Source organism: Streptomyces sp. NPDC029674 (assembly GCF_044903205.1).
GTDB lineage: Bacteria > Actinomycetota > Actinomycetes > Streptomycetales > Streptomycetaceae > Streptomyces.
On sequence record NZ_JBJDPY010000002.1, the window covers coordinates 63,949 to 75,746 of the forward strand.

General features: G+C 71.4%; 11 protein-coding genes. 6 read left to right on the top strand and 5 right to left on the bottom strand.

From position 1 onward, the window contains the following. The first annotated feature begins 79 nt into the window (after nt 1–79). Together ACI2L3_RS04195 and ACI2L3_RS04200 are read left to right on the top strand one after the other, a co-directional pair. The gene (locus tag ACI2L3_RS04195) at nt 80–589 is read left to right on the top strand and encodes a PH domain-containing protein (protein WP_404750769.1); all 510 of its coding nucleotides are present in this window, start codon (nt 80–82) and stop codon (nt 587–589) included. Next, nucleotides 586–1,923 carry a PH domain-containing protein gene (locus ACI2L3_RS04200; protein WP_404750770.1) on the top strand — a complete coding sequence of 446 codons (1,338 nt, stop codon included), beginning with the start codon at nt 586–588 and terminating at the stop codon, nt 1,921–1,923. The genes ACI2L3_RS04195 and ACI2L3_RS04200 overlap by 4 nt, the downstream gene beginning before the upstream one ends. Nucleotides 1,924–2,085: 162 nt before the next feature. Here ACI2L3_RS04200 and ACI2L3_RS04205 read toward each other — a convergent pair whose 3' ends face one another. The 4 genes from ACI2L3_RS04205 to ACI2L3_RS04220 form a co-directional block, all read right to left on the bottom strand. Continuing rightward, the gene (locus tag ACI2L3_RS04205; RefSeq protein WP_404750771.1) at nt 2,086–3,207 is read right to left on the bottom strand and encodes a hypothetical protein; all 1,122 of its coding nucleotides are present in this window, start codon (nt 3,205–3,207) and stop codon (nt 2,086–2,088) included. 107 nt (nt 3,208–3,314) lie between these two features. Continuing rightward, nucleotides 3,315–4,286, bottom strand: coding sequence for an ABC transporter substrate-binding protein (locus ACI2L3_RS04210; RefSeq protein ID WP_404750772.1), 972 nt, complete (start codon nt 4,284–4,286; stop codon nt 3,315–3,317). A 61-nt stretch (nt 4,287–4,347) separates the two neighbouring features. Then, complete coding sequence (locus ACI2L3_RS04215) at nt 4,348–5,010, bottom strand: ABC transporter permease (RefSeq protein WP_404750773.1); 663 nt, start codon at nt 5,008–5,010, stop codon at nt 4,348–4,350. After that, on the bottom strand, nt 5,007–5,741 hold the full coding sequence (locus ACI2L3_RS04220; RefSeq protein ID WP_404750774.1) for an ABC transporter permease: 735 nt from the start codon (nt 5,739–5,741) through the stop codon (nt 5,007–5,009). The genes ACI2L3_RS04215 and ACI2L3_RS04220 overlap by 4 nt, the downstream gene beginning before the upstream one ends. Before the next feature lie 179 nt (nt 5,742–5,920). On the opposite strand from ACI2L3_RS04220, the gene ACI2L3_RS04225 reads away from it, so the two are divergent. Further along, the gene (locus ACI2L3_RS04225) at nt 5,921–7,090 is read left to right on the top strand and encodes an ABC transporter ATP-binding protein (protein ID WP_404750775.1); all 1,170 of its coding nucleotides are present in this window, start codon (nt 5,921–5,923) and stop codon (nt 7,088–7,090) included. On the opposite strand, the gene ACI2L3_RS04230 is transcribed toward ACI2L3_RS04225, so the two are convergent. Further along, nucleotides 7,087–8,205 (bottom strand): alpha/beta hydrolase, encoded by a 1,119-nt coding sequence (locus ACI2L3_RS04230; protein WP_404750776.1) that lies wholly within the window; start codon nt 8,203–8,205, stop codon nt 7,087–7,089. The genes ACI2L3_RS04225 and ACI2L3_RS04230 overlap by 4 nt on opposite strands. A 250-nt stretch (nt 8,206–8,455) precedes the next feature. Between ACI2L3_RS04230 and ACI2L3_RS04235 the strand changes: the two genes are divergently transcribed. Genes ACI2L3_RS04235 through ACI2L3_RS04245 form a run of 3 tightly spaced genes read left to right on the top strand, consistent with a single transcriptional unit; the run spans nt 8,456 to nt 11,697 of the window. Continuing rightward, nucleotides 8,456–10,276 carry a phosphatidylglycerol lysyltransferase domain-containing protein gene (locus ACI2L3_RS04235; protein WP_404750777.1) on the top strand — a complete coding sequence of 607 codons (1,821 nt, stop codon included), beginning with the start codon at nt 8,456–8,458 and terminating at the stop codon, nt 10,274–10,276. Nucleotides 10,277–10,306: 30 nt separating this feature from the next. Beyond that, entirely contained in the window at nt 10,307–11,179 is an 873-nt protein-coding gene (folP, locus tag ACI2L3_RS04240) for a dihydropteroate synthase (RefSeq protein WP_404750778.1), read from the top strand. After that, a complete protein-coding gene (locus ACI2L3_RS04245) occupies nt 11,176–11,697 on the top strand; it encodes a nuclear transport factor 2 family protein (protein ID WP_404750779.1) in 522 nt (173 codons plus the stop codon). Before folP ends, ACI2L3_RS04245 begins: the two co-directional genes overlap by 4 nt. The last annotated feature ends 101 nt before the right edge of the window (nt 11,698–11,798 follow it).

Genomic DNA, 11,798 nt, shown 5'->3' on the forward strand with positions numbered 1-11,798 from the left:
GTCTCTCGCACCCGCCGCCGTCCGCGGCCGCCTGTTCCCGACCCACGCCGCCGTCACCGGACGTACGTACGCTTGGGGCATGGATACGGGGACGGCGGGGCCCGCAGGACCGGCGGGACAGCGGACGGAGCCGGTGTGGACCGGGCTGCCGCGCGGATTGCTGAAGCTGCGGCGGCTCCTGCTGGTCGTCTGGCTGGTGCCGCTCGCGGCGGCCGTCGGTGTGCTGCTCGGCCTGTTCGCGGGCCCGGCCTGGGCCGCCTTCGCGCTGCTGCCGCTCGCCGTCGTGGCCTGGGGCTGGCCGATGCTGGGCCGCAACTGGCGCTCGTGGCGGTACGCGGAGCGCGCCGACGACCTGCTCATCAGCCGGGGCGTGCTGTGGCGCGAGGAGACCGTCGTGCCGTACGGCAGGATGCAGCTCGTCGAGGTGACGTCGGGCCCCGTGGAGCGGCGCTTCGGGCTCGCGAGCGTCCAGCTGCACACCGCCGCGGCGGCCACCGACGCACGGATCCCCGGGCTGCTCCCCGAGGAGGCCGAGCGGCTGCGCGACCGCCTGACCGAGCTCGGCGAGGCCCGATCGGCGGGGCTGTGAACGCCCCGCAGGAGGTCTCGGACAGTCCGGTGGCGGACGGTCCGGTGGCCGAACGGCGGCTGCACCCCGTCACACCGCTGCGCCGCGCGTGGGCGCCCTTCGCGATCCTGGTGGGCTGGGCGGTCCACGACCCGAACGGCACACAGCAGCGCCTCTCCGAACTGACCGCCACCACGCTGCTCCTCGGAAGCGTCGCGGTCGTCATCGGCGGCGCCCTCTACGGCTTCCTGAGCTGGTGGTTCACGCACTTCTCCGTCACCGACACGGAGTTGCGGATACGGACCGGCCTGTTCTTCCGGCGCGCCGCCCACATCCGGCTCGACCGGCTCCAGGCCGTCGACGTGACCCGGCCGCTGCTCGCCCGCATCGCGGGAGTCGCCAAGCTCAAGCTGGACGTCGTCGGGGCGGAGAAGAAGGACGAACTGGCCTATCTCGGCGAGCGGGACGCCACCGAGCTGCGGGCCGAACTGCTCGCGCGTGCGGCCGGTTTCGCCCCCGAAGAGGCGCGCGAGGTCGGCGAGGCTCCCGTACGGGGGCTGCTGCACGTCCAGCCGCGCATGCTCGCCCTCTCCCTGCTGCTGACCGGCGGCCCCTGGGCGATGCTCCTCGCCGCGACCGTGGTGCCCGCGATCCTCTGGCTCGCCACGCACAACGTGTGGACGGTCCTCGCGACCGCCCTCCCCATGCTGGGCGGCGCGTTCGCGAGCAGCGGCGGCCGCTTCATCAAGGAGTACGACTGGACGGTCGGCGAGTCCCCGGACGGCATCCGCATCGACCACGGGCTGCTCGACAAGGCGCACGAGACCGTGCCGCCGGGACGGGTGCAGACCGTCCATGTCGTGCAGCCGCTGCTGTGGCGGCGCATGGGCTGGGTGCGGGTCGAGCTGGACGTGGCGGGCTCGTCGAACAGCGTCCTGGTGCCGGTCGCGCCGCGGGAACACGCCGAGGCGGTGATCGGGCGGGTCCTGCCGGGCGTACGCGTACCGGACGCGGCGGACCTCACACGGCCGCCCGCGCGCGCGGCGTGGTGCGTGCCGTTCTGGTGGAAGGGGTACGGCCTGTCGGTCACCGACGATGTCTTCGCGGCCCGCCACGGCCTGTTCAGACGCCGCGTCTCGCTCGTGCCGCACGCCAAGGTGCAGAGCGTGCGGCTCTCCCAGGGCCCCTGGGAGCGCTACAAGGGCGTGGCCGACGTACGGGTGGACACCGGCGCCAACAAGACGGTGACGGCCCGCCTGCGCCCCGCCACGGAGGCGTCAGCCCTCCTCCAGTCCCAGGCGGACCGCTCCCGGACGGGCCGCAGAGAGGCCATACCGGACCGTTGGATGTCGTAAGCCCGCACGAGGCCGGGAGGGAACGCCCCTTCAGGGGCGCGGGGAACTGCGCGACCAGCTCCACACGTCCCGCAGCGGCGCCTCCGACGGGCACCCGGCACGGGCGGGGATCGCCGGGCCCGTGGCCCGGCGTCCAGGACACCGCTCAACCACAGCGGAGCGTCACGCCCGCAGGGCCGTCCGCAGCTCCGCCACGTCGATCTGTTCCGTCTCGTCGTGGGCCGTCAGGTCGATGACCTGGCCGACGCCCCGCGCCGCGTCCCCGTCGGGCGCGTCCTTGAACTCGCCTTCGGACTCGGCCTTGTGGACCGCGAGGGCCTCCTCGCCCACCACGTCGGCGAGGTCCTCGTTCTGCACGGACTCCAGCGCCGCCGGCGCCACGTTCTTCGTGCCGAAGAAGTCGAAACCGCCCTGGGGCACCGACCGCCGGGCCTGCACGGGCGGCGCGACGGCGACCGCGCGCTCGTGCCCGGCGTATCCATCGGCCGCCCCCGGCTTCCCCCGCGACTCGTCCTCCGCCGCTTCCGTCGGGGACTCCGGCGCCGCTTCGGCCATGCGGTCGAGCGCCGCGTTGGCCATCCGGAACAGGGAGGGGGTGGGTGCGGTGGGGGTCGCGTCCGGCCGGACGGAAGCCCGCGGCGCCGCGGGGTTCTCCGTACGCGCCGCGGCGTCGGCCTCACGCGGGACGGCGGTCTCCGTACGCGGGGCGGCGGTCTCCGTACGCGCCGCAGGCGACGGCGCGCCCGCCCGCACCGCGGGCACGAGGTCTTCGGCGCTGTAACCGGAGCCGGAGTTCTCGTCGGCGGCCGGCAGCGCGGGCGTCGGCGACGTCGCCTCTATGGCGAGCAGCCGCCGCCCCTCCAGGGCGCTGGCCCGCTCCGTCTCCGCGGTGGCGTACCGCCGCAGGAGCGCCGCGTGTTCGTTGCGCAGGGCCGCCAGCTCGGCGCGCTTGGCGCGCAGCTTCGTCTCCAGCTTCCCGCGCAGTTCGCGGGACTCCTCGAGGTCGGCCTCGGCCTCGGCTATCCGTTCCTCGTAGCGCCACTCGTCGCTCGCGCGGGCCCGGCCGAGCTCGGCGACGCGCTTGCCGGCCGCCTGGTCCCAGCGGCGCATGACGACCGAGCCGACGACGGCAGCGGCGGCCGCGGCCGCGACGAGCCCGCGGAGCACGATCGGTTCCGCGAACATCCAGGCGCCGCCGGCGCTGAGAATCGATACGCCTGCGACCGTCGAGGGAGGAAGCAGCCTGTGCAGGGGTGGGGAATGGCGGTGGCGTCCACGTGGCATGGCCAGAAACTTACCGCGCGTAGGCGAAGCGTGGTGCCCCGCGGGGCAAAAAGCAGGCACCACTTCCGTAATTCACCACAACTCCCCACCCCTCTTCTTGATCAACTTCAGATCAGGCCCTTCGACTTGAGGTACTCCTTCGCGACATCCGCTTCCTTCTGACGCTCCTCGTCGACCTTCCGGTTGAGTTCGATGAGGTCTTCCGTAGTGAGCGTCTTGGTGAGCTTCCCGAGCGCGTCGGCTATCTCCTTGCCGCCGGCCTCCTTGGCGTTCACCACGGGAAGGATGTTGTCCGCGTTCTGCAGCTTCTTGTCGTCCTCGAGGATGACGAGGTCGTAGTTCTTCAGCGTCGCGTCGGTCGTCGTGGTCAGCACCAGCTGGTCCGTGCCGTTCTTGACGGCCTGCTTGGACTGCGTGGTGCCGACGCCCTTGGGGTCGATTCCGGCGACGTCGATGCCGTACTTCTTCTTCAGCCCCGGCGCGCAGAACGGTCGGGACTCGCATTCGTCACCCGCCGCGATCTTGACCTTCTCGCCCGACCTGCCGAGATCCGAGAGGGTCTTGAGCTTGTGCTTCTCCGCGTATTCCTTGGAGACCGCGAACGCGTTCTGGTCGACCGCCTCGCCGGCCGGCAGCACCTTCAGCCCCTGCGGCTCCGCGAGCTTCTCCAGAGCGCTCACCGTGGCGTCCAGATCGCTGGAGGCGACGGCCTTCGCCTTCGGGCCGTTCTTCTCCAGGTTGAGGAATTCCGCGAGCGTCGCCGCGTATTCGGGCGCGATGTCGATCGTGCCCTTCTTCAGTTCGGGCTTGTAGATCTCGCGGTTCTGCACGGTCTTGACCTGCGCGTCGTAACCGGCGTCCGCCAGGACTCCCACGTAGAGCTCGGCGAGCACCTTCTGCTCGGTGAACCGCGCGGAACCCACCACGAGCGAGCCCTTCTTGCCGTCGCCCGCCTTGTCCGACCCCTTGCCGTCGTCCTCCAGGCTGTCCCCGCCGCACGCGGCGAGCCCCGCGGTCAGCGCCACGACGGCCGCGGCCGTCCCTGCCATCCGTCGCGCGCGACGCGTTGTGCTGTTCATCGGTGAACCACCATTTCGAAAGGAAGGAATCAGAACTCGCCCCACGACAGCCCCGCCGCCCCTACCGCCGCATCGGGTCGAAGAGGCGCCCGGCGACCACCAGGACCCCCTCCACGAGGAGCGCGAGCAGCGCCACGAGGAGGGCGCCCGCGACCACTTGCGGCGTGTTCTGCAGGTTGAACCCGGCCGTGATGATCCGGCCGAGGCCGCCCTCGCCCGCCATCGCGGCGAGCGTGGCCGTCGCGACGACCTGCACGCCGGCGGAGCGCACGCCGGTCATGATCAGCGGATACGCGAGCGGCAGCTCGACCCGCGCGAACAGCTGACCGCCGCTCATCCCCATTCCGCGCGCGGCCTCCACCACGGACCGGTCCACCTCGCGCATCCCGAGGTAGGCGTTGGTCAGCAGCGGCGGCACGGCGAAGAGCACCAGCGCGATCAGCGTCGGGGCGTCGCCGTGCTCACCGAGCGGGGTGAGCGTGAGCAGGATCAGCAGGGCCAGGGTGGGCACCGCGCGGCCCACGTTCGAGATGTTGACCGCGAGGGCACCGCCCTTGCCGATGTGGCCGAGGTACAGCGCGAGGGGCAGCGCGATGAGGCACGCGACGGCGAGGCAGACACCGCTGAAGTACAGGTGCTCGGCGAGACGGTTCCACACTCCCTTCTCGCCCTGCCAGTTGGCGCCGGTGGTCAGCCAGTCGTAGGCACCGGTGATCGCGTTCATACCGGCTCAGCCACCTTGGCCGTGGCCGCCTCGCTCGACGCCCGGCTCGTCCGTATTCGCCTGCGGTGGGCCCTCGTCCACGGGGTGAGCCACCGCTGGAGTCCGAGCAGCAGCAGGTCGGCGGTGACGGCGAGGAGCACGCAGAGCACCGATGCCGTGAGCACCTGGGCCTTGAAGGTCGTGTCGAGGCCGTCGAGGATGAGCGTGCCCAACCCTCCGTAGTCCACGATCGCGCCGACGGTGGTCAGGGCGACCGTCGAGACCGTGGTGATGCGGACGCCGGCCAGCAGGGCGGGCAGCGCGAGCGGCAGCTCCACCTCCCACAGCAGCCTCAACGGGCCGTACCCCATGCCCTTCGCGGCGTCCCGCGCCTCTTCGGGGACGGCCTGGAGCCCGGCCAGGATGTTCCGCACGAGGACCGTGAGGGAGTACAGGACAAGGCCGGTGACGACCAGTGAGACAGAGAGCCCGAAGAAGGGCAGGAGCAGCGAGAACATCGCCAGCGAGGGGACCGAGTAGAGCACGGTCGTCACGCCGAGGATCGGTCCCGCGAGGAAGCGCCAGCGCCGCGCGAGCAGCGCGAGCGGCAGGGACACGGCGACGCCTATCGCCACGGCGGCGACCGTGATCCCCACGTGCTGAAGGGTCGCGTCGGTCAACTCCTGGCTGCGGGTGCGGAGATATTCCCCGCAGATCCAGTCGTTCCTCACCAGACAGTTCTGCTCGGCCACGCGCCCCACCTCCCCCGAATCCCCGGACGTATGCCGCACACACGTCCCCCCGTGTCTGGCGACCCTAACGCGCGGCACCGACAATCGCCGAGACTCGTCGTACGGCCGCCGAGACTCGTCGTACTGCCGCAACACGGCCGTCACGCAAAGCCCGCCACCGCCCTCCACAATGGGGAACCATGATCCGGTTCGAGCACGTCACCAAGCGCTACGCGGACGGCACCACGGCCGTCGACGATCTGTCCTTCGAGGTCGCCGAGGGCGAACTGGTCACGCTCGTCGGCCCGTCGGGCTGCGGCAAGACGACGACGATGAAAATGGTGAACCGGCTCATCGAGCCGACCGAGGGCCGGATATTCGTCGACGGCGACGACATATCCGGCATCGATCCCGTCCGACTCCGGCGCCGCATCGGCTATGTGATCCAGCAGGTGGGCCTCTTCCCGCACAAGACCGTGCTGGACAACACGGCGACGGTCCCGCATCTCCTCGGCGTCAAGCGCGGCAAGGCCCGTGAGCGCGCCGCCGAACTCCTCGACCTGGTCGGCCTCGACCCCGCCGTCTTCGGCGACCGCTATCCCGAGCAGCTCTCCGGCGGCCAGCGCCAACGCGTCGGAGTGGCCCGCGCCCTGGCGGCCGACCCGCCGGTGCTCCTGATGGACGAGCCGTTCGGCGCGGTCGACCCGGTCGTCCGCGAGCACCTGCAGAACGAATTCCTCCGCCTCCAGCAGGCCGTGCGCAAGACCGTGCTCTTCGTCACGCACGACATCGAGGAGGCGGTCCGCCTCGGCGACCGCATCGCCGTCTACGGAGAGGGCCGCATCGAGCAGTTCGACACTCCCTCGACGGTCCTCGGCGCCCCCGCGAACAGCTACGTGGCGGACTTCGTCGGCGCGGACCGCGGTCTGAAGCGGCTCTCCGTGACGCCGATCGAGGAGGGCGACCTGGAGCAGCCCCCCGTGGTGCACCTGGACGACCCGCTGCCCGCGGAGCTCGGCGCCCGCTGGGCCGTCGTCCTGGACGGCGAGAACAACCTGCACGGCTGGCTCTCGGCGGAGCACGCGCGCGTGGGCAGCGGCACGGTCCGCGAGCACGCGCGCCGCATGGAGGCGTGGCTCCCGGTCGGCGCGAGCCTCAAGCAGGCGTTCGCGACGATGCTGCAGCACGACGCGGGCTGGATCGCTGTCATCGACAAGGACAGCGAGGGCCGCTTCCTGGGGGTGCTGACTCCGGCCCGGCTGCACGAGGCGCTGCGCCGCTCGACGGCGGCGGACGCACGCGACATCGCGCGCGCGGAGGTCGAGTTGGAGACGGTGGCGGCCATCGGCACGGACCAGGGCCTGTCCTAGTCGCCGCTCAGCCGCCCGCTCATCCACTGGAGCGTCGCGGGGATCTCCCTGCGCCACGTGTTGAAGTTGTGCCCGCCGCTTTCAAGGGTGATCGACGAGACGCGCGTGGGCGCCTTCACCTTGTCGATGAACTTCAGGGTGTCGCGGTAGTTGTCCTCGCCCTTCTTGCTGCTGGTCACCAGCAGGGACGTCTTGGGCGCCGGCATGTGGTCGAGGTACCACATCAGGTCGGCGCGCCGCTCCAGCTCCTTGTCGCCGTGGAAGAGGTCGCCGGTGGTGACGTCGATGGGTGCCTTGTAGTACGCGGACAGGCCCGCCCCCGCGCCGTACGCGCCGGGGTGGTGCACGGCGAGCTTCAGGGCGCAGTAGCCGCCCGTCGAGTCACCGATGACGCCCCAGTTCTGCGCCTTGACACCCACCCTGTAGTGGTCCGATATCGCCGCGGGCAGGTCCTTGGCGAAGAACGTCTCCGTCTGCGGCCCGTCGGGGATGTCCACGCACTCCGTGTCGCGCGGCGGCGCCACGGTCGGCCGCATCATGATCACGATCATCGGCTGCATCTTGCCCTCGGCGGACAGCCTGTGGGCGGTCTGGGGGTAGTGGAGCCCTTTGATGAGCGCCTCGGCGGTGCCCGGGTAGCCGGTGAGCGCCACGGCCGCGGGGAACTTGCGGTCCTTGTACTGCGGCTGGAAGTACTCCGGGGGCAGGTAGACGTAGGCGGGGCTGGCTATTCTCGACGTCTGGCCGCTGACCTCGATCTTCTGGATCTGGCCGCCGGTCGTGGGCCGGCTGCCGCCCGGCACGTTCACGGTCTGGGTGTCGACGACCCTGACGGGCCCTGCTCCTTTGGCCGGATCGTGGTCGACCACCAGTCCGGGCGCCGTCTCCTGGCCGAAGAGGTCGGCCCACGTGGCGTAGAAGCCGAAGGCCTGGTTGGCCGCGAGACCCACCGATGCGAAGATCGCGATCTGGGTGGCGAGGAGGAGCCCGACGCGGCCGGTGATCGCCTTCCAGCTGCGGCGGGCCAGCCGCGGCCAGAGCCAGATCGTGCCGACGAAGAGCAGTACGGCCAGCACGACCGCAAGGGCGAGTACCTTGTTGCTGGTGAGACCCATGGGGTGTTCTGCCTGCGCTTTCTACCTTTGCCGGGCTCATGCCTCGGCTTGACCGGACCCGGGACCGGGCCTGCCGGCGCTTGCCGGGGGCCTTGCCGGAGTTTTCCAGCGGTTTCCGGTCGGGAATGAACCCGCCTCCCCGAAGGACCGTCCTAGAGGGGGCAATGTTGCCGGATGCCTCTTTGGCACCGGAATTCAAGCTCTCTCGCCAGAACTACGGGATGCGATGTCTGTCAGGATAGATGGGGAATTGTCGGGTGGGGTTCCGGGCAGTGAGGTGCGCCACCGTGACAGCCGGCTCCGCCGGATACTGCGGGGGCCGCGCCCCGAGGCCGTGCCGGCCCTCGTCGCGAGAGCCTGCGCCCTCGTCGGTCTGCTGAACGTCGCGGCGGGCGTCTTCCCCCGGTTCCGGCACAGCCGCATGCACGCCGTCGCCGAGGTCCTGCCCGGCGCTCTCGGCCCCTTCGCCGCCGCCCTGGCGCTGAGCTCCGGCATCCTGCTGCTCCTGCTCGCACACGGCCTGCGGCGCCACAAGCGCCGCGCCTGGCGGGCCGCCGTCGTGCTGCTGCCCGCGGGCGCCGTGGCGCAGTTCGGGTACCGGCACTCGGTCGTCGGCGTCGTGATCTCGCTGGCGCTGCTCGCGCTCCTGTTGCGCCATCGGAGTGAGTTCACCGCCCTCCCCGATCCGCGAAGCCGCTGGCGGGCGCTGGCCAACTTCGTCCTCCTCGGTGCCGGATCGATTCTGCTGGGTCTGGTGATCGTCAGCGTTCATCCCGGGAGGGTCATCGGGGACCCGAGCATCACGGAGCGCCTGGAACACGTCCTCTACGGACTCTTCGGCTTCGAAGGACCCGTCGACTACTACGGACGCACGTCCTGGACCGTCGGTTTCTCCCTCGGCGCCCTCGGCATGCTCACCGCCCTCACCACCATCTACCTGGCCTTCCGCCCCGAGCACCCGGCCGCCCGGCTCACCGAGGACGACGAGTCGAAGCTGCGCGCGCTCCTCGACAAGCACGGCGGCCGCGACTCCCTCGGCCACTTCGCGCTCCGCCGCGACAAGGCCGTCGTCTTCTCCCCCAGCGGCAAGGCCGCCGTCACCTACCGCGTCGTCTCCGGAGTGATGCTCGCCAGCGGCGACCCGATCGGCGACGTCGAGGCCTGGCCGGGCGCGATCGAACGCTTCATGGACGAGGCGAAGGCCCACTCCTGGACACCCGCCGTCATGGGCTGCTCCGAGACCGGCGGCGAGGTCTGGACCCGCGAGACCGGCCTGGACGCCCTCGAACTGGGCGACGAGGCGGTGGTGGACGTCGCGGATTTCTCCCTGTCCGGGCGTGCGATGCGAAACGTGCGCCAGATGGTCAAGCGAATCGAGCGCAATGGCTACGAGACGCGCGTACGGCGCATCCGTGACCTGGGCGAACAGGAGCTCGCCAAGATCCAGCGCGCCTCCGACGACTGGCGCGGCACCGACACCGAGCGCGGCTTCTCCATGGCGCTCGGCCGCATCGGCGACCCGGACGACGGCGACTGTCTGATCGCCACCGCCCACAAGGCGGACGAGGAGCCGGGCCCCTACGGCGACCTGAAGGCTGTCCTCCACTTCGTCCCGTGGGGCAAGGACGGCGTCTCCCTGGACCTCATGCGCCGCGACCGCGCCGCCGACCCCGGGATGAACGAGCTGCTCATCGTCGCCGCCCTGCAGGCCGCCCCGAAGCTCGGCATCGCGCGCGTGTCCCTCAACTTCGCGATGTTCCGCGCGGCCCTCGCCCGCGGCGAGAAGCTCGGCGCGGGCCCGGTCCTGCGGGCCTGGCGCGGCCTGCTCGTCTTCCTGTCCCGCTGGTTCCAGATCGAGTCCCTGTACAAGTTCAACGCGAAGTTCCGCCCCCGCTGGGAGCCCCGCTTCGTCGTCTACCGCTCCAGCAAGGACCTTCCCCGCATCGGCTTCGCCGCCATGCAGGCCGAGGGCTTCGTCACGCTGGCGCTTCCCCGCTTCCTGCGCAGAGGCACCCCGCAGCGCCGCCCCTGCCCGCACCGCAGCGCGGAACGTGAGATGCAGGCGGCGTAACACGTACCCGTACGGGCCTAGGCTGGAGGTATGAGTACGTTGCGCGGGCGGGGATCGGTCCAGGGGCTGCCGGAGTGGGACCGCTGTGCGGTCATGGGCGTCGTGAACGTGACGCCGGACTCCTTCTCCGACGGCGGCCGCTGGTTCGACACGACGGCCGCCGTCAAGCACGGCATCGACCTGGTCGAGCAGGGCGCCGACCTCGTCGACGTCGGCGGCGAGTCCACCCGGCCCGGCGCCACCCGCGTCGACGAGGACGAGGAGCTCAAGCGCGTCGTCCCGGTCGTGCGGGGCCTGGCCGCCGAGGGCGTCACCGTCTCCGTGGACACCATGCGGGCCACCGTCGCCGAGCAGGCGCTCGCCGCGGGCGCCGTCCTCGTCAACGACGTCAGCGGCGGCCTCGCCGACGAGCGCATGGTCCCGGCGGTCGCCGCCGCCGGAGCCCCCTTCGTGGTCATGCACTGGCGCGGCTTCCTCACCGACATCCACGCCAAGCCGGTCTACGAGGACGTCGTCTCCGAAGTGGTCGACGAGCTCCACGCGCGCGTGGCCGCCGCCATCGAGGGCGGCATCGCCCCCGAGCACATCGTCATCGACCCGGGCCTCGGCTTTTCCAAAGAGGCCGAGCACGACCTGGCGCTCCTCGCCCGCCTGGACCGGCTGCGCGAGCTCGGCCACCCGATCCTGGTCGCCGCCTCCCGCAAACGTTTCCTCGGCCGTGTCCTCGCGGGCCCGGAGGGCGCACCGCCGCCCGCCCGCGAGCGCGACGCCGCCACCGCCGCCGTCTCCGCCATCGCCGCCCACCAGGGCGCCTGGGCGGTCCGCGTGCACGAGGTCCGGGCGACGGCCGACGCGGTCCGGGTCGCGCGCGCCGTCACGGGCGCCGCGGGCGGCCACCGGTGACCGCGGCCAGGACCGACATCGAGCAGGTCGAGCGCGCCAACACCGCCTTCTACGAAGCGCTGGAACGCGGCGACTTCGACGAGGTGTCCGACCTCTGGCTGGACGCCAAGGACCCGACCCGGGACCCGGACGACGCGGACGGCCCGGAGGACGGAGAGGACGCGGCCGGTGACGCCGTGTCCTGCGTCCACCCCGGCTGGCCGGTCCTCACGGGCCGCGGCGAGGTCCTCAGGTCGTACGCGCTGATCATGGCGAACACGGAGTACATCCAGTTCTTCCTCACCGACGTGAAGGTCGGCGTGGCCGGCGACACGGCCCTGGTGACGTGCACCGAGAACATCCTCAGCGGCGGACCGCCCCCGGAGGGCGGCGGCGAACTCGGCCCGCTCGTCGGCCAGCTCGTGGTCGCCACGAACGTGTTCCGCCGCACACCCGACGGCTGGAAACTCTGGTCCCACCACGCGTCCCCCGTACTGGCCGAAAACGACGACGAAGAGGACGACGAGACTCCGTCCTGAGTGGGTAGGCGCGGTTCGACCGGCGTGTGACGCGGCGGCCGACGGGCCCCTCGGGCGAAGACTGTCAGTGCTCGCAGGTAGATTCGAACGAGGCTGGTGTG

What these genes read in the sequence shown, in the direction of transcription:
- ACI2L3_RS04195 (WP_404750769.1), top strand. Translation starts at nt 80, where the DNA reads ATGGATACGGGGACGGCGGGGCCCGCAGGACCGGCGGGACAGCGGACG.
- ACI2L3_RS04205 (WP_404750771.1), bottom strand. Translation starts at nt 3,207, where the DNA reads ATGCCACGTGGACGCCACCGCCATTCCCCACCCCTGCACAGGCTGCTT.
- ACI2L3_RS04210 (WP_404750772.1), bottom strand. Translation starts at nt 4,286, where the DNA reads ATGAACAGCACAACGCGTCGCGCGCGACGGATGGCAGGGACGGCCGCG.
- ACI2L3_RS04215 (WP_404750773.1), bottom strand. Translation starts at nt 5,010, where the DNA reads ATGAACGCGATCACCGGTGCCTACGACTGGCTGACCACCGGCGCCAAC.
- ACI2L3_RS04225 (WP_404750775.1), top strand. Translation starts at nt 5,921, where the DNA reads ATGATCCGGTTCGAGCACGTCACCAAGCGCTACGCGGACGGCACCACG.
- ACI2L3_RS04230 (WP_404750776.1), bottom strand. Translation starts at nt 8,205, where the DNA reads ATGGGTCTCACCAGCAACAAGGTACTCGCCCTTGCGGTCGTGCTGGCC.
- folP (WP_404750778.1), top strand. Translation starts at nt 10,307, where the DNA reads ATGAGTACGTTGCGCGGGCGGGGATCGGTCCAGGGGCTGCCGGAGTGG.